General features: G+C 63.8%; 16 protein-coding genes. 9 read left to right on the top strand and 7 right to left on the bottom strand.

Features of this window, described 5'->3' with window-relative positions; genetic code table 11:
• Positions 1–228: 228 nt before the first annotated feature.
• The 3 genes from JF545_RS16430 (at position 229) to JF545_RS16420 (ending at position 3645) form a co-directional block, all read left to right on the top strand.
• Positions 229–1020, top strand: coding sequence for a dienelactone hydrolase family protein (locus JF545_RS16430; protein WP_206943853.1), 792 nt, complete (start codon positions 229–231; stop codon positions 1018–1020).
• A 242-nt stretch (positions 1021–1262) separates the two neighbouring features.
• Positions 1263–2516, top strand: a complete 1254-nt coding sequence (locus JF545_RS16425; protein ID WP_206943851.1) for a dicarboxylate/amino acid:cation symporter — start codon at positions 1263–1265, stop codon at positions 2514–2516.
• A gap of 55 nt (positions 2517–2571) precedes the next feature.
• The gene (locus JF545_RS16420) at positions 2572–3645 is read left to right on the top strand and encodes a C45 family autoproteolytic acyltransferase/hydolase (RefSeq protein ID WP_206943849.1); all 1074 of its coding nucleotides are present in this window, start codon (positions 2572–2574) and stop codon (positions 3643–3645) included.
• Between the two features lie 46 nt (positions 3646–3691).
• Here the strand turns inward: JF545_RS16420 and JF545_RS16415 are convergent, their stop codons facing one another.
• Positions 3692–3937 carry a hypothetical protein gene (locus JF545_RS16415; protein ID WP_206943848.1) on the bottom strand — a complete coding sequence of 82 codons (246 nt, stop codon included), beginning with the start codon at positions 3935–3937 and terminating at the stop codon, positions 3692–3694.
• Positions 3938–4297: 360 nt separating this feature from the next.
• Between JF545_RS16415 and hemP the strand changes: the two genes are divergently transcribed.
• The 6 genes from hemP (at position 4298) to JF545_RS16385 (ending at position 10459) form a co-directional block, all read left to right on the top strand.
• Complete coding sequence (gene hemP / locus JF545_RS16410) at positions 4298–4486, top strand: hemin uptake protein HemP (RefSeq protein WP_206943846.1); 189 nt, start codon at positions 4298–4300, stop codon at positions 4484–4486.
• A gap of 116 nt (positions 4487–4602) precedes the next feature.
• Positions 4603–6660, top strand: a complete 2058-nt coding sequence (locus JF545_RS16405) for a TonB-dependent receptor domain-containing protein (RefSeq protein WP_242520922.1) — start codon at positions 4603–4605, stop codon at positions 6658–6660.
• Between the two features lie 10 nt (positions 6661–6670).
• The gene (locus tag JF545_RS16400) at positions 6671–7711 is read left to right on the top strand and encodes a ChuX/HutX family heme-like substrate-binding protein (protein ID WP_206943844.1); all 1041 of its coding nucleotides are present in this window, start codon (positions 6671–6673) and stop codon (positions 7709–7711) included.
• Between the two features lie 11 nt (positions 7712–7722).
• Entirely contained in the window at positions 7723–8601 is an 879-nt protein-coding gene (locus JF545_RS16395) for a heme/hemin ABC transporter substrate-binding protein (RefSeq protein WP_206943842.1), read from the top strand.
• A complete protein-coding gene (locus tag JF545_RS16390) occupies positions 8598–9722 on the top strand; it encodes a FecCD family ABC transporter permease (protein ID WP_206943841.1) in 1125 nt (374 codons plus the stop codon). The genes JF545_RS16395 and JF545_RS16390 overlap by 4 nt, the downstream gene beginning before the upstream one ends.
• Positions 9716–10459, top strand: coding sequence for an ABC transporter ATP-binding protein (locus JF545_RS16385; protein ID WP_206943840.1), 744 nt, complete (start codon positions 9716–9718; stop codon positions 10457–10459). Before JF545_RS16390 ends, JF545_RS16385 begins: the two co-directional genes overlap by 7 nt.
• 15 nt (positions 10460–10474) lie before the next feature.
• Here JF545_RS16385 and JF545_RS16380 read toward each other — a convergent pair whose 3' ends face one another.
• The 6 genes from JF545_RS16380 to JF545_RS16355 form a co-directional block, all read right to left on the bottom strand.
• On the bottom strand, positions 10475–11182 hold the full coding sequence (locus tag JF545_RS16380; protein WP_206943839.1) for a GntR family transcriptional regulator: 708 nt from the start codon (positions 11180–11182) through the stop codon (positions 10475–10477).
• Positions 11183–11319: 137 nt separating this feature from the next.
• Positions 11320–12078: an aspartate/glutamate racemase family protein gene (locus tag JF545_RS16375; RefSeq protein WP_206943838.1), complete on the bottom strand. Its 759-nt coding sequence runs from the start codon at positions 12076–12078 to the stop codon at positions 11320–11322.
• 80 nt (positions 12079–12158) lie between these two features.
• Entirely contained in the window at positions 12159–13439 is a 1281-nt protein-coding gene (locus JF545_RS16370) for a TRAP transporter large permease (RefSeq protein WP_206943837.1), read from the bottom strand.
• Positions 13436–14044, bottom strand: coding sequence for a TRAP transporter small permease (locus JF545_RS16365; protein ID WP_206943836.1), 609 nt, complete (start codon positions 14042–14044; stop codon positions 13436–13438). The genes JF545_RS16370 and JF545_RS16365 overlap by 4 nt, the downstream gene beginning before the upstream one ends.
• Positions 14041–15036 carry a TRAP transporter substrate-binding protein gene (locus tag JF545_RS16360; protein WP_206943835.1) on the bottom strand — a complete coding sequence of 332 codons (996 nt, stop codon included), beginning with the start codon at positions 15034–15036 and terminating at the stop codon, positions 14041–14043. Before JF545_RS16360 ends, JF545_RS16365 begins: the two co-directional genes overlap by 4 nt.
• Positions 15037–15443: 407 nt before the next feature.
• Positions 15444–16142 (bottom strand): GntR family transcriptional regulator, encoded by a 699-nt coding sequence (locus JF545_RS16355; RefSeq protein WP_206943834.1) that lies wholly within the window; start codon positions 16140–16142, stop codon positions 15444–15446.
• Positions 16143–16230: the final 88 nt, after the last annotated feature.

Genomic DNA, 16230 nt, shown 5'->3' with positions numbered 1-16230 from the left:
CGACATGGATTGCACGCCTGGCCCCAGAGTCTTCATACCTCCAATCTGGAAGGAAGGCATTAAAAACTCAAGTCTGCCTTGCCAACGCTGTGGATGGATGACGACCCAGCCAGCGTCACCACACTGGCATCTTGGCGATCACTTCTATACTCATGAGTCGTGCGCCCTAGGCTCGACAGGCACCAAGCACGCAGCCAGGCGCGCTATTCCGACCACAAGGAGTCCGTCATGCCTCGAATTTCCCGTCTCACCCCACCCTTGATCAGCGTTTCCATGCTCCTGGCGGCGACGTCAGTTGTCGCGGGGGAAAACGTTGACTATCAGGTCGACGGAGAGTCCTTTCAGGGGTACTTCGCCCCCGCCAGCCCTGACTCGTCCAGCGCCAAGGGCAGCGTGCTGATCATCCACGACTGGGATGGCCTGACCGACTATGAGAAGCGCCGCGCCGACATGCTGGCCGAGGACGGCTATGACGCCTTCGCCATCGACCTTTACGGCAAGGGCAACCGTCCCGCCGAGATCGACGCCCGCAAGGCCGAGATGGCAGCGCTGTATGACGACCGCGAGCGCATGCGGGGCCTGACCCTGGCGGGGCTGGCCAAGGCGCGGGACGAAGGTGCGGCAACCGATACCGTGGTCATGGGCTACTGCTTCGGTGGTGCCGTGGTGCTCGAGATGGCCCGCGCTAATCCCGATGACGCCATTCACGGTTTTGCCAGCTTTCATGGCGGTCTCGACACCCCCGAGGGCCAGGGCTACTCCGCCGACACCCCGCCGCTGCTGATCGCCCATGGCGGCGCCGATGCCTCCATCAGCATGGATCAGGTGGCCGCCCTATCGCAGGAACTGGAAGCCGCCGGCGCCCCTTACGAGATTCAGGTGTATTCCGGTGCACCCCATGCCTTCACCGTGTTCGACAGCGAGCGTTACCAGCAGCGGGCTGACGAGGCATCCTGGGCCGCCTTCCACGACCTGCTCTCGCGGACATTGAGCAATGGCCAAGGCAACAGCGAAGGGTAAGGCGCACAGGGTAAGGTTCAGCAGCGAAAAACGGGGCTGCCCAATTCACGTCGCCGAGCGCTTGGGGTCCCAGGGATGAAAACGCGGCAGACGTTTTTTCGATAGAATCCGCATCCATCATGTCGATCGCCTGATAGGAACGGCCCAACGAGACTATCTTGCTAGGCCGTTCCGGGCGCCGATGCTCGATTCACCTTGAGGAGGCAGGCGGGTGTAGCCTCCCCCTTCCCTGGAGACGTTTCATGTCCCACACCAGCAGCTCCCCCGGCCTCTGGCGGCGCATTCCGCTGTGGCAGAAGATCCTTGTTGGTCTCGCCCTGGGCGTCCTCGTCGGCACCCTGATGGGCGAAAGTGCCAGCGTGTTCAAGCCCATCGGCGATATCTTCATCAGCGCCATCAAGATGCTGATCGTTCCGCTGGTGTTCTCCACCCTGGTGGTCGGGATCACCGCCATGCGTGATCCCCAGAAGATGGGACGCATTGGCGCCCGGACCATTGGCCTGTATCTGCTGACGACAGCCTTCGCCATCGCCATCGGCCTGGCTGCCTCCTGGCTGTTCGAGCCTGGGGTCGGCCTGGACATGTCCTTCGAGGCGAACCCTGAAGCGGCCAAGGAAGCGCCCAGCCTGATCCAGATTCTGGTCGGTCTGGTGCCCCAGAATCCCGTTGACGCCCTGGCCAGCGGCAATATTCTGCAGATCATCGTATTTGCCATCGGCCTCGGTGTGTCGCTGACCCTGATAGGGGAAAAAGGCGAGCCGGTGGTCAAGGTGTTCGAAAGCTTCGCCGAGGCCATGGTCAAGCTGACCAGCCTGGTGATGGCGCTGGCGCCCTTCGGCGTGTTCGGCCTGATCGCCCACGTCGCCGGCAGCTACGGCGCTGAGGTCCTGCTGCCGCTGGTCAAGGTGATCGGCGTGGCTTACCTTGCCAGCGTGGTCCATGTGCTGGTGGTCTACTCGGGACTGCTGTCGCTGCTGGGCCGTCTCAACCCGATGCGCTATCTGCAGGGCATACTCGACGCCCTGGTGGTGGCCTATTCCTCGGCGTCTTCTTCCGGCACGCTGCCGGTGTCGCTGCGCTGTGCGACCAAGAACCTGGGGGTCTCGGAGGGGGTTGCCGGCTTCGTACTGCCGGTGGGCGCGACCATCAACATGGACGGTACCGCCATCTATCAAGGGGTGGTCGCGGTGTTCATCGCTCAGCTGATCGGCGTGGACTTGAGCCTGGCAGACTACGGCATGATCATCGTCACCGGCACCCTGGCCTCCATTGGCACCGCCGGCGTGCCTGGCGCTGGCCTGGTCATGCTGTCCATCGTCATGGCCCAGATCGGCCTGCCCCTAGAGGCTCTGGCAGTGGTGGCAGGCGTCGACCGAATCCTCGACATGGCCCGTACCAGCGTCAATGTGGCGGGGGACCTGATGGTCACCACCCTGGTCGGCAAGAGCGAAGGCGAGCTCGACGAGGACGTCTACAACGCCGCCAACAAGACCTGAGCGTCGCCATAACCTGCTACGCTGACAGTAACCACACAGCGTCAGGACAGGGACGATGCAGCTCACTCGACTATCCGGCAGTCGGCTCGAGATCGGGCGAGAACATGGCCGTCAGCATCGCGAGGCGATCCTCGCCAGTATCGATGTGTATGATCGCCTGTTCCACGATCTGGCAGGACTGAGATGGCATGAAGCCCGGCGCGATGCCGAGCGCTTCATGCCGATGATCGAGTCACGCTTTCCCGCGATCCTCGAGGAAATGGATGGCATTGCCCAGGGGATCGGGGGAGAGCTGACAGATGTCCTGACCCTCAACTGTCGCAGCGAGATTTCGCTGACCCGTGCCAGCGGCGGCTGTTCGGCCTTCAGCCTGGCCCGGGGGGGACATCAATGGCTGGCCCAGAACTGGGACTGGCGCGCTGACCAACTCGACCACCTGGTCGTGCTGGATGTTCAGGCGCCGGGGGTACCTGCCTTCATCAGCATTGGTGAAGCTGGCATGGTCGCCAAGATCGGTCTCAACACTCAGGGCATCGGCGTCGGCCTCAATGCCATTCGCTCAGCCACCTGTGGCGAGGGACTGCCCATCCACCTGGCGCTGCGCAAGATGCTCGAGAGCGAAGACTTCGACAATGCCCTGGCCGTGGCCCAGGACGGCGTCTGCGCCCCGGCTCACCTGCTGCTGGCCGACGGCGATGGTCGCGCCCTGGGGCTTGAAGTTCATCCGGGCCCGCCGGGGCAGCTGTCTCCTCGCCGCGGTGCCATCACCCACACCAATCACCTGGTCAGCGATGCCGCGACCCACTGGGTCGAGGACTTTCCCAAGCCCGACTCCTGGTCCCGCTTGACCCGCCTTGATCAGCAGATCGACCACCTGGTAGCAGCGCAGCCGTCTGCCGATGACGATGCGCCAGGGCTCGATCCCGATCGTCTGTTTGACCTGCTGGGCGACCACTCCCCGGGGGAAGAAAGCCTGTGTCGCCACTTCGACCCCAGCGTGCCCGAGGCCGAGCGAATGGAAACCCTGTTCAGCGTGGTCATGGACCTGACCGACAAGGTGCTGTGGCTTCGTCATGGCAAGCCATGTCAGCCGCTGGCGTCCATGCAGTTGGCACCCCGTTCGCACTGAGCCGCTGCGATACTGCGCCGGGCAGACACTTCACGAAACAGATGCCTCACTTACCAGAAGCCCCCTTGCCAAGCTCACCCTTCAGATACTGTTCGGTGGTCAGCAGAAACAGTCGCCGAAATAGCTCGTGAATGGCCTCTTCGCGGCGCATGGCGGCGAGCTCTGGATCGGTGTCTGCGTTCGCCATCTCCTTAGGGTACTCCCAGGCCATACGCATGGAGCCGGAGCTGACGTCGAAGATTTCCAGCGTCGGATTGGCGCCGTGAAGTGCAGTCTTGATGCGATAGGACATGACGACCTCCTGCAGACGGACAACTCAAAACAATGAGAATCATTACCGTTTGCAATATGGTCGTGTTCTCAAAGACTGTCAAGAAAGCCATGATCTCCGTCCTGCCCACCGCCAGCAGTGAGCGATCACAACCCCCTCGCTGCTGATGGCCCCGCCATCCAAAGTCAACGCCATCCAAGGACAACGTCATCTAACGCCGCCATCCTGGGTCTCTCCCCCGGCTCTGCCATCGCCCACTCCAGCTGTGCTGAACCCACTGCCAGCTAACAGGCAAGGGAGATAGGCTTGTGCAAGGGAATGAGCATTGATATCTTATGCGAAGAATTATCATTTACAACGTATGAGATGATGAAACACCCCTTGAGACCCAGTACCACGCCCAGCCCCGCCCGGGAGTCTGCCGCCACGTCACGTCAGGTGACCGTGACCGACGACTATGTCTCGGCTGAGCGCCTGCTTGGTGCTGATGGTCGGTTGTTTATCGTTCTGGACGGGCGCCACTACCAGCTCACCAGGACACGTAACAACAAGTTGATCCTGACCTTGTAACGACCGAAGCCGCCAAGGCGGCGTAGTACCGTTCACACATCGACTCACCCATTTCTCTATCCGCTATCTGCCAGCCAGGGCCATCGCCCAAGCCAGCAAACTGACCAGGAAAGCCCATGAAACTTGTCTCGACGGGCGCTGGCTGGCTCCCCGTGCTCTTGCTGGCACCTACGCTTGCCCTCGCCGACAGCGCCGACGCGCCCACGCCGACCCGATCACCGCTATCGGCTCAGCCTCTCGTTTCCCCAACGAGTGGCAACGGGGAGGATCACCCTGCCTTCGATCCCATGGTAGTCACCGGTACGCGCCTGCCTGGCGACGTCCACCGGGCGCCGATGATCATTGACGTGATCGAGCGCGATGACCCGGCACTGTCGACGGCAACCCGCTGGGAAGACGTCATTGCACAGCAGCCGGGCGTTCATGTTGCCGGGAGCGGCCGCCGCAACGGCCAGTTCCTGACCATGCGAGGCTTCGATGAAAACGGCGTTCAGATCCGGCTGGATGGGGTGCGCCAGGACATCGATACCGGCCATATTGGCAACGTCTTTCTCGATCCCGGGCTGATCCAGCAGGTACAGATTGCCCGTGGCTCACTGTCCAGCCTGTATGGGGGCAACGCCATGGGGGGTGTGGTCAGCGTCACCACCGTCGACGCCGAGGACCTGCTCGCACCAGGGGAGGACAGCGGCGCTCGGCTGTCGGTCTCCGGCGCCACGGCCTCCCATGAGCTGGGCTCTCAGCTAACCCTGTTTGGACGGCAGGGTAGTGGTACAGGAGCGCGTCAGGGGCTGGTAGCCATCGGCTATTCCGACTCTGGCGACATTCGCCGTGCCGGCGGCCAGCAGGCAGAAGAAGATGCCGACTTGACCAGCCTGTTGGCCAAGGGCAGTTGGCAGTTTGCCGACCACCAGGAGCTGTCCGCCAGCTGGCAGCATTACGACGAGGACAGCCGCCAGCCATCGAATCCGCAGGTCATCGATCCTGACCCCAGCAATCCACTGATCGACCGTGAGGTCACCAGTGACAACGCCCAGCTGGCCCACCGCTGGACACCCAGCGAGACAAGCTTCCTCGAAACACGCCTCAGCCTCAGCCGCCAGGACATCGATGACGAAAGTGATCGTACCCTTGAGCGCTATGGCATCCAGAGCGATGGCGTGCACCACCTGAGCCATGGATGGCTCGATCAAACCCTGGCCTTTGGCATCGAGTTCGAGCGCGCCGAACAGGACCCGTCAGGCGGTGCGACGGGCTTCCCCGATGCCGATATCGATACGTCGGCGGTCTATCTCGACGATACCTTGACGGTCGGGCGCTATGTGCACGACGGCGGCATAGGACAGTTCGATCTGGGCCTGGGCCTGCGCTACGACAGCTATGACGCCGAGGATAATGCTGGCCGAGATAGCGACGAAGACGAGCTTTCCCCCAAGGTTCGTCTGTCCTGGCGTCCGACCGACGCCTGGGTGATCTATACCGGCTATGCCGAGGCCTTCCGCGCCCCGACACTCAATGAGCTATATGCCAACGATCGCCACTTCGCGGGCTTTTGCGGTGGTCCTTTCTTCTGCGTACCCGACAATTTCTGGATTCCCAACCCCGACCTGGACCCTGAGACCAGCGATACCTGGGAGACCGGCTTTGGCTGGCAGCAGGGTGACTGGTCGGTGCGCGGCAGCTATTTCGATATCAAGGCCGACGACTTCATCGATACCAGCGTCGACCTGTTCGCCGGGACTACCCAGGCCGTCAACGTCTCCCGCGCGCACCTGTGGGGCTACGACCTGAGACTGGGCTATCAGCCCAGCGCCCTGCCGCCCCTGGACACCTTTGTGTCGGTATCACGCGTTTCGGGCAAGGACCGTGATAGCGGCGAAGACCTGGAGCGCCAGACGCCGCTGGAGGCCACCCTCGGCGCCGACTGGCACTTTTCCGATGCTGACCTGACGGTCGGCTGGCGAGGCCGCTTTGCCCGCGACTTCGATGACACCGGAGACGGCAGTCGCCTGCCTGGCTATGGACTCAACGACCTGCAGCTGGCCTGGCAGCCAAGTCACGCGATATCGACCTCGCTGCGTCTGGCCAACGTCGCCGACCAGCAGTGGTATCGCCCCGACGGCAGTCTCGGCGACGGCCGCAGCCTGCTCGCCAATATCAGCTATCAGTGGTAGGAGATGCGAAATGAGTGATGATCAACGCAACGCCATTCTCGATGCCTTCCGCGCACTGCGAGAGACCAACCCACGCACCCCGGCGATCAGTATGGCGGAGTGTATCGGCGTCAGCGAAGGCGCCCTGCAAGCCTCGCGTTTGGGCGAGGACGTCATGACCCTGCCCTACGCTGCGACCACCGTCGCCGGAATGCTGCACACCCTGGGCCCGGTCAAGGCGTTGACCCGCTCCCGTCTCGCGGTACTGGAACAGACCGGCGAGTACCCCCGCTTGCAGGGCGGCCCCCATGCGGGACTGCTGTTGGCGCCGCGTGGCCTCGACCTGCGCTTGATCTTCTCCCGCTGGCACTGGGCCTGCCTGATTCGTGATGAACTGCCGGAGGGTGAGCGCTGGAGCCTGCAGGTATTCGACCAATCCGGCCACGCCGTGCACAAGGCCTTCTCGGTCAGCGAACGTCATCTCTCGCGCTGGCAGGAGATATGGGAAGAAGGCACCAGCGACGCTCCCTGCTTCGTCGACGAAGCGACACCCAGCGCGAGCGAGATCCCGGCGGCCGCGCGCGAGGGCCTCAAGCAGGACTGGGGCAGCATGACCGATGTGCACCAGTTCTTTGCCTTGTTGCGTCGTCACCACCTCAGCCGCCTTGATGCCAACCGCCTGATGGAAGGGGAATTTACCCAGGCGCTGCCAACATCCAGCGTCGCTAGCCTGCTCGACCTGGCAGCGGCTGAAGCGCTGCCGCTCATGCTGTTCGTCAGCAGCCGTGGCTGTGTGCAGATTCGCACCGGCGATATTGTGCCCCCCCAACGCATGCGAGGCTGGCTGAACCTGTTCATGGATGACGCCACCCTGCACCTGAACGACACCTGCATCGACCAGGTCTGGACGGTGCACAAGCCCAACCGGGACGGCGGTGTGACGAGTCTCGAAGCCTTTGACCAGCACGGTGAGCTGGCCCTGCAGATCTACGCCGAGCGCAGTGAAGGTGAGCCCGAATCTCGCCTGTGGCGCACCCTGCTCGATCGCCTTGTCCATCACCAGGCCGCCTGAAGGAGCGCATCATGTTGACGCTTGTCCTGCCCCGGCGATTCTGCACCCTGTTGAGCGCAGCCCTGGTGTGTTGGCTTGGCGCCTTCAGCCAGGCCAAGGCGGAGGCCCCCGCCACCTTGGTGCTGGGAGGTGATGTGGCGGAGATCGTGGCGGCGCTGGGTGCCGGGGCGTCGATCATCGCTCGGGACGACACTGTCAGCTACCCACCCGCCCTCGCCGACCTGCCATCGGTGGGCTACCTGCGCAGGCTATCGGCGGAGAGCGTGCTCGGTCTTGGCGCCCAGCGCATCATCGCGGCACATGCCGCCGGCCCCGAGCAGGCCCTGGCTCAGCTCGACGCCAGCGGTGTCGAACTGATCCGCGTACCCGGCGAGCAGGGACTTGCCGGTATCGCCCACAAGGTAGACACCATCGCCACGGCGCTGTCCCGGGAGGAGCAGGGTCAACAGCTGACCCAGCAACTCGACAAGGACCTTGAACAACTGGCGGCGCTGCCGCCATTAAGTGGTCTCAAGGTGATGTTTGTACTGCATCACGGCGGCATGACACCCATGGTCGGTGGCCACGATACCCTGGCCCAGACACTGATCGAGGCGCTCGGCGCCACCAATGCCTTCGCCGCCATGTCCGGCTACAAGCCGGTCTCGGCGGAAGGCATCATCCCTGCCGCGCCGGATGTGGTCATCGTGCCCCAGGCGGGGCTCGATGCGCTGGGCGGCGACGAAGGACTATGGCAACTGCCGGGGCTCGCACAGACACCGGCCGGGCGTCAGCACCACCTCGTCGCCATCGACAGCAGTGCGCTGCTGTCGATGGGGCCGCGCACCCCTGCGGCGCTAGTGCAACTGCACGGCGCGCTTGAGTCACTCACGCCAGACCACCAGCCATGAGATCCATACCCTGGCGTACCGTCACCGGTGGTCATCGCAAGTCAGCGGTGACATCGGCCAGGAGCACCGCTGCCGTCACCCCGGCCCCGGCCGCCAGCGCGCCTCAACCAGGACCCCATAGAAACCCGCACCGGGCCATCACCGGCCTGGCCCTGGCCGTGCTGCTGGCCTTGGTGATCTTCTCCTGTACCGGCCCACTGGGGCTGTCACTGGACCAGCTGATACCTGCCGTCGATCAGCAGGCCCTGACCATCTGGTGGCAGCTACGGCTACCCCGGCTGCTGCTCGGGCTGGGGGTGGGCATGCTGCTGGCGGGAAGCGGCGCGGCGATGCAGGGCCTGTTTCGCAACCCCTTGGCAGATCCGACATTGCTCGGCATGGCCAGCGGCGCGGGGCTGGCGGTGTCGCTATGGATCGTGTTGCTGGAGGCTGAAGGCTCGCCCTTTGGCCTCTATAGCCATTGCATCGCGGGCTTTGTCGGTGCCTTCACCGTCGGCCTTCTGGTCTTCGCCATCAGTCAGCGTGGGTTGATGGGCGCGGCCTCCAGCAGTGCCCTGTTCACCCTGCTGCTGGCGGGCCTGGCGATCAACACCCTGGCCGCCGCCGGAGGCGGCGTGCTGGCCTTTATCGCCAACGATGAACAGCTTCGGCAGTTGAGCCTGTGGGGCATGGGCAGTCTGGCCAATGCCCTGTGGCCAGCGGTCATTGGCCTGTGGCTGGTGGCGCCGGTCGTCATCATCATACTTCTCAGAAGCGCCCGTGATCTGGACCTGTTGCAGCTGGGGGATATCACCGCCCACGCCGCTGGACTCGACAGTTCGCGCCTGCGTCGGCGGGTGGTGGTGGCCACCGCGCTGGGCGTCGGAGCCAGCGTGGCGCTGGCCGGCATCATCGGCTTCATCGGCCTGTTGATCCCCCACTGCCTGCGGCTGTGGCTGGGCCCAGGCCACCGGCTGTTGATTCCGGCCTCGATGCTGGGGGGCGCGCTGCTGCTTATCGTGTCCGACGGACTCGCGCGGGGACTGGCCAATCCGGCCGAAATTCCGGTAGGCCTGCTGACCAGCCTGATCGGCGGCCCTTACTTTCTCTGGCTACTGATCCGGGAGCGCCCCTCATGCTGACACTGCATGCTGCCAGCCTGACCACACCGCCACTGGTGGAACGCCTCAGTGACAGCGTCGCCAGCGGTGACTTTCTGGCCATTCTTGGGCCCAATGGCGCGGGCAAGAGTACCCTGCTGGGGCTGTTAAGCGGTTTTCGCAAGCCTGCCCAGGGCAGCGTGACACTGGATCAGCGCCCGCTAGATGACTGGCACCCCCACGACTTGGCCCAGCGTCGCGCCCTGGTGGCCCAGCAGGAAAGCCCGGTGTTTGCCTGGCGGGTGGATCAGCTGGCCGGCCTTGGCGCCCAATGTGACGAAGATGAGGTCGCGCGATGGCTCGAACGACTCGAGCTGAGCGACCTGGCACAGCGCAATGTGCAGACGCTGTCTGGCGGGGAGCGGCAGAGAGTGATGATTGCCCGCGCCCTGTGCCAGTTGGCGGGCCCCAGTCAGGGCACTCGCTACCTGCTGCTGGATGAACCCACCAGCGCATTGGACATTGGCCAGAGCCAGGCGCTGATGCGCTGCCTGGAGCGGCTGACGCAACAGCAGGACCTGGCAGTGATCTGCGTGCTGCACGACCTCAACCTGGCCAATGCCTACGCCGACCGGGTGTGGCTGATGGACAGGGGCACTCGCATTGCCGGTGGCGCACCGTCGGAGGTGTTGCGGGCAGACGCCCTGTCAGAGCTCTACCACGCCGAGCTGGATGAACTGGACCATAGTGGGGGCCACTGGCTGGCGCTCAAGCACTGACGTTGCACCCGGCACTCAGGGAGCCAGCAGGGCGCTGATGGCCACCCCGGTATGCATCACGTGATCGTGCATGCGCCGTCGCGCAAGATCCGGATCACGTGCGTGAAGCGCGTCGAGGATCGCGCGGTGCTCGTCGGTGGATTCCTGCCAGCGGCCAAGCTTATCCAGGGCGAGGTAGCGCGCCCGCTCCAGGCGACCGAGCAGGCGCTGATGGGTCTCCACCAGCACCGGGTTACGCGCCGCCGCGACCAGCAGTGCATGGATGCGGGTGTTGGTCGCGAAGTAGCCGTCCCGGTCCCCCTTGGCATGCTGCTTTTCGAGACGCTCCTGCAGGTTGGTCAGGCGCTTGAGCTCGGTCGCCGTCATCCGCAGGGCGGCCAGCTCGACGGCCATGGCTTCAAGCCCGGCTTCGACCTCGAACAGATGACGTAACTCGGCGCCGTCCAGCCGGGTCACCAGCGCATTACGATTACGCCGCAAGGTCACCAGTCCCTCACCGGCCAGCTGGTTCAAGGCATCGCGCAGCGGCGTGCGCGAGATACCCAGGCGACGGCACAGCGCAGGCTCCAGCAGGCGCTCACCCGGCGCCAGCTCGCCCTGAACAATCATCCCCTTGAGCAGTTCGTAGGCTTCATCCGCCAACGATGGCGCCTGTATCCTGCGCCGGTGAAGCGCGCTTGAGCGTGCTGGCGCGGTGGAGCTGTCATCCTGGGTCGCATCCATTGACCGATGTCCGAAGCAGGTGGAGAGATTGGCCGAGCGAGGAGTATAGCGAGCGACCCGACGCCAAGGCGAATGACGTCAGGACGCCCGAGGGGCTGCTGGAAGGCAGCCGCAGTGCTGCGCGCCCAGTCGGGCTGTCACGTCGGCTGCCGTCCGATCAGAGCCGTCATCGCGTCACCGAGCCCGAGGCTCGCCTTGCTCGGCGGCGGGGCATAGCTACCTGCCTTGGCGACACCACCCTTGCCCCGACCAAGCTCGACCAGCGCCTGGGCCTGGACGATGGCACAGCTCACTCCATCCAGGGCCGGCACAGGCAGTCGGTCGGCGACGTCGCGGGCCAGTCCGGCCAGCGGGGCGCCCGCCAGTATCAGGACATCGGCACCGTCGTCCCTGACCGCCCGTTCTGCCAGCTCGATCAGGCGCGTGCCCTGATCCAGCTGCACGTTGCCGATATCCGGCAGCGGCTGGTCCAGGGCGCGGATGCTGGCCAGCCGCGAAGACAGGCCGTGGCTCTCCACGGTCTCGCGATACCAGGCCTGAATGCGCTGGGAAATGGCGATGATGGAGAAGCGTCCCCCCAGCTGGCAGGCGCTCATCAATGCCGCCTCGGTCAATCCCACCACGGGCACTGGCAGCGCTTCACGCAAGGCGGCAAGCCCCGGATCACCAAAGGCCGCCACCACCACGGCGTCGTGGCCAGGGTAGCGCTCGGCGGCAACTCCCAGGGTCGCATAGCCGCCAATCAAGGCCTCTGCACGGGTTTCGATATAGGCCACGCCGAAGGGCGCGGTGGCCATGCTGAGCTGGGCGCCAGCCCGCAGGCTGAGGCGTGCTTCTCGCTCGATCAGCGTCGTGACGCTTTCGGAGATGTTGGGGTTGATGACCAGCAGTTTCATAGCAGTCTCTTGTTGTTGTCACGCATGGCCATGGCCACAGCGATCACCGGCAAGGGTGACCCAGCGTGGCCGTAGGCCGGTCAATAGCCCAGCGTTCGCGGCAGCCAGGTCACCAGGGAGGGGAAGGCGATGCAGGCCACCAGGACGACGTATTGAAAGACGATGAAAGGCCAGGCGCTCTTCATCAGCTCGTGCAGACTGATCTTGGAAATGCCGCACATCACGAACAGCAGCACGCCCACCGGTGGCGTCATCATGCCTACCACCAGGTTCATCACGAACAGAAAGCCGAACAGCAGCGGGTCGATACCGTAGGACAGGGCGATGGGCGCCAGCAGCGGTACCAGCATGATGTAGGCGGCGTTGGACTCGACGAACATGCCGACCAGGATCAATAGCCCCATCACCAGCAGCAGGAACATCAGCGGGTCGCTAGTCAGCCCCTGCAGCGCGCTGGTCAGGCGCATCGGCACCAGATCAATGGTGAAGGCAAAGGTCATGGTCGAGGCAAAGGCGATCAGCGCTCCCACCATGGCTGCCGTTACCGCGGCGTTGAACATGGCCTTGGGCAGATGCGACAGGCGTAGCTGTCGGGTGACGAAGAAGCCGATGAGCAAGGCGTAGAGCACCGCGATGCCGGCCCCTTCGGTGGGAGTGAAGGCGCCGGCCACGATGCCGCCCACCACCACGATTGGCATCAACAGGATGGGCAGCGCCCGCCAGGTCTGCACCAGCACATGTCGCAGGCCGATGACTCCCCCCGCCAACGGATAGCCCCGTCGCATCGACAGCCAGCTGGCCAGGCCCATGAACCCCAGCGCCAGCACGACGCCAGGCACGATACCTGCCATGAACAGCCCGCCCACCGAGACGCTGGAGCCCGCCATCAAGGCGTAGACGATCATCGCGTTGCTGGGGGGAATGATGGCGCCGAGATTGGCCGCCGAGGCGACCACCGCACTGCTGTAGCCCGTGTCGTACTGCTGACGCATGGACGGCACCAGCGAGCTGCCCAGGGCGCTGGCACTGGCGACCGCGGCGCCACTGACCGCTGCCAGTACCATACCGGCCACGATGGCCACATGGGCCAGACCGCCGTGCACCCGGCCGATCAGGGAGTTGGCGAAATCGACCAGGCGCTGGAGGATGCCTGCAGCAACCATCAGCTCCCCTGCCAGCATGAACAGCGGAATCGCCATCAGCGGAAAGCTGTCCACCGAATGCATCATGCGCTGGGGCAGCACCGCCAGGTCCATACCGCCCACCAGCAGTCCCACCAGCGAGGCCAGCCCCAGGGCAAAGGCCAGCGGCATCCGCAGTAGCGCGAGCAGCGCAAAACTCACCAGAATCGCTGTCGTCATGGGCGCGTCTCCTGATTCGGATCAGCCGATGAGCGCTGCCCATCGATCACCTGCGAGGGCTGCTCCGGCGACTCCCCTGGCAGCGCCTGCAGGGGCGTCAGTTCCAGTACCTGAGCCAGCAGGTGCAAGGCACAGTGGATCGCCGAGACCAGCACCGCGACGTAGAACACGGCTGCCGTGACCGGCATGGTGGGCATCAGCTGAGGCCACTTGTCGATCACGGCTCCCAGACTGACCACCCCCAGCACCACCATCAGCAGCACGCCGAGGGCGGCCATAAGCCGGCCCAGCCGGCGCTGTGCGCCGGTGGGGAGGTGGCTGACCAGGGCATCGATGCCGACATGCACGCCGCGCGGGATTCCATGGGGTATGGCCAGAAAGATCGCCCAGACAAAACACAGTCGCGACAGTTCATCGGCGGAGTCGATACTGGTGCCCAGCAGGTAGCGTGCCACCACCTGGGCACACACCAGGATCGTCATCAGCCCCATGGTCAACAGGATGGCGTAGTAGGAGCCCCGATCCATCCAGGCCAGCAGTTGCAGCAAGTGGCGACGGCCGGATGCATGGGCGTGGGCCTCCGGACGTTGCCAGGCCCGTGTCATGCCCCCAGCTCCTCGATGACCTTGTCGACCAGCTCGGCGCCGATCTTGTCTCTCAACTCGTCGACTACGCCCTGGCTCGCTTCGCGCAATTGCTCACGGGTCTCGTCGCTGATGGGAGTGAACTGCATGCCCCGCTCGATCAAGGTCTCACGGGCCTGGTCGTCTTCTGCCGCGGCGGTTTCACGCTGCCAGGCGACCGCCTCGTCCATGGCGCTCATCAGCATCTCGCGCTGGTCGTCGCTGAGGCCCTCGACCTTGTCACGGTTGGCGACCACCACGATGTAGTCATAGAAGTGTCCGGTGTCGGACAGGTAGGACTGGACCTCGTCCAGACGCTTGGTCTCGATAATGCTGTAGGGGTTTTCCTGACCGTCGAGCACGCCCTGCTGCAGGGCACCGTAGACTTCCTTGATGTCCATCGACACCGGGTTGGCCCCGATAGCACGGAAGGTATCCAGATGCGTCTGATTGGGCTGCAGGCGAATCTTCAGCTCGGCAAAGTCATCGATAGAGGTCAGTGGGTGCGCGTTGTTGGTGACATGTCGAAAACCAAGCTCCATGTAACCCAGCGCCACGAATCCCGCCTCAGCCAACTTCTCGTTGAGCAGGTCTCCGACCTCACCGTCGATCAGGGCAAAGGCATCCTCGCGGCTGTCGAAGGCAAAGGGCAGGCTCAGAGCCTCAAGTTCCGGCACAGTCCGTGACAGATACGAGATACCGATCCAGCTGCCCATGATGGCGCCGGAGCTGACCTGATCAAGGTTCTCTCCGGCACCCCCTAGCTGCATGTTGGGAAACAGCTGGGCCGTCAATTCGCCATCGCTCTGCTCAGCCAGGTTTTCGGCAAAGCGCTCCATGGCGCGGCTACTGGAGTGGTCGGTGGCAAAGTTACCGCCGAAACGCAGGTTGTCGGCCTGGGCCAGCAAGGGTGTGCACAGTCCCAGCGCGAGTGCGCCAGCGGTCATCAGGGGGGAGCGGAAGATCATCGACATCAGGCAATCCTTTTTATTGGCGTTATTGGCGTTATTGGCGTCATGCAGAAGCACGCTAGCGAAGCAGAGCCACCAGGCAGGCCCACCATGGAGCCTCCCGAGCGACCATGCTTTGACCTTAGTCGAATGTTTTTGAAAATTCCAAATCTTGAATACTATTTTTTTATATTTCTATATTTTTCAATTAATTACTGTTTTAAAAAATTAACCACTACACAGAACGACCCGGTTCACGGACGCCAAAGGGCCGCCATCCCGCAGACCGAAGAGACTGTCTGCAGGAGGCAGGGCGAACGGAGGGGGCGAACGGAGCTGGCCGTGAGGAGCTGGCCGTGAGGAACCAGGAGAGGAACCAGGAAATAGGAGCAGAAAGAGACAAGAAAACAGCGGACGCGCGACGACCGCGCTCAGGGGCTGGCGGGCAGACCTTGCAGGATGGCCTGGCCTGTCTTGCGCATATGCAGGCTCAGCGCCTCCGACAGTGCCTGGGCGTCCCGCGCTTCAAGGGCCTCGACAAAGTAGGTGTGCTCCCTGGCGGATTCTTCCCAGCGGGCCGAATCCAGATTGGCCACGTAGCGTGCGCGGGTGATGCGCAGCGTCAGCGACTGCTCAAGATCCTTCAGCACGCGGTTACCCGACAGCTCGGCCAGGCGAGCGTGGATCTGCTGGTTCAGGGCAAAGTACTGCGGACGACGGTTGGCGTTGAAGTGTTCCATCATCTCATCATGCAGCGCACGCACCTGTGCGATGTCCGTATCGCTGGCGCGCACCACCAGCAGGTTGCCCGCCAGGGATTCCAGCGCCGCCATCACTTCGAACAGGTCCCTCACTTCCTCCCTGTCCACCGTGGTCACCCGGGCGCCTCGATGGGGCAGCATCTCGACCAGTCCTTCACTTGCCAGCACCTTGAGCGCCTGTCGCAGTGGGGTTGGTGACACCCCGAACGCCTCGCACAAGGACTTCTCGGCAATGCGACTGCCCGGCGCCAGCTCGCCTTCCATGACCATGTCACGCAGGCGTTCTGCAACGGCCTCGTACAGGCTGGAACGCTTGAGTGGTGCGGCTCTTGGCGCCGACAGCACCTCCTTTTTCGCGGGCTCGTTCATGCTTACTCCTTGCATTGACAGCGGTCGACGTCACACATCACTTACGCCAGGACATCGCAGTGTACTTGCAAAAACTTGGCGTTGTGCA

The sequence above is a fragment of the Halomonas litopenaei genome (assembly GCF_017303055.1).
GTDB lineage: Bacteria > Pseudomonadota > Gammaproteobacteria > Pseudomonadales > Halomonadaceae > Halomonas > Halomonas litopenaei_A.
This window is presented reverse-complemented; position numbering and strand designations above follow the sequence as displayed.

Coding starts and splice junctions, on each gene's coding strand:
- JF545_RS16360 (WP_206943835.1), bottom strand. CDS start 15,036: ATGTCGATGATCTTCCGCTCCCCCCTGATGACCGCTGGCGCACTCGCG.
- JF545_RS16375 (WP_206943838.1), bottom strand. CDS start 12,078: ATGAAACTGCTGGTCATCAACCCCAACATCTCCGAAAGCGTCACGACG.
- JF545_RS16430 (WP_206943853.1), top strand. CDS start 229: ATGCCTCGAATTTCCCGTCTCACCCCACCCTTGATCAGCGTTTCCATG.
- JF545_RS16420 (WP_206943849.1), top strand. CDS start 2,572: ATGCAGCTCACTCGACTATCCGGCAGTCGGCTCGAGATCGGGCGAGAA.
- JF545_RS16390 (WP_206943841.1), top strand. CDS start 8,598: ATGAGATCCATACCCTGGCGTACCGTCACCGGTGGTCATCGCAAGTCA.
- JF545_RS16415 (WP_206943848.1), bottom strand. CDS start 3,937: ATGTCCTATCGCATCAAGACTGCACTTCACGGCGCCAATCCGACGCTG.
- JF545_RS16380 (WP_206943839.1), bottom strand. CDS start 11,182: ATGGATGCGACCCAGGATGACAGCTCCACCGCGCCAGCACGCTCAAGC.
- JF545_RS16355 (WP_206943834.1), bottom strand. CDS start 16,142: ATGAACGAGCCCGCGAAAAAGGAGGTGCTGTCGGCGCCAAGAGCCGCA.
- JF545_RS16405 (WP_242520922.1), top strand. CDS start 4,603: ATGAAACTTGTCTCGACGGGCGCTGGCTGGCTCCCCGTGCTCTTGCTG.
- JF545_RS16400 (WP_206943844.1), top strand. CDS start 6,671: ATGAGTGATGATCAACGCAACGCCATTCTCGATGCCTTCCGCGCACTG.
- JF545_RS16395 (WP_206943842.1), top strand. CDS start 7,723: ATGTTGACGCTTGTCCTGCCCCGGCGATTCTGCACCCTGTTGAGCGCA.
- JF545_RS16385 (WP_206943840.1), top strand. CDS start 9,716: ATGCTGACACTGCATGCTGCCAGCCTGACCACACCGCCACTGGTGGAA.
- JF545_RS16370 (WP_206943837.1), bottom strand. CDS start 13,439: ATGACGACAGCGATTCTGGTGAGTTTTGCGCTGCTCGCGCTACTGCGG.
- JF545_RS16425 (WP_206943851.1), top strand. CDS start 1,263: ATGTCCCACACCAGCAGCTCCCCCGGCCTCTGGCGGCGCATTCCGCTG.
- JF545_RS16365 (WP_206943836.1), bottom strand. CDS start 14,044: ATGACACGGGCCTGGCAACGTCCGGAGGCCCACGCCCATGCATCCGGC.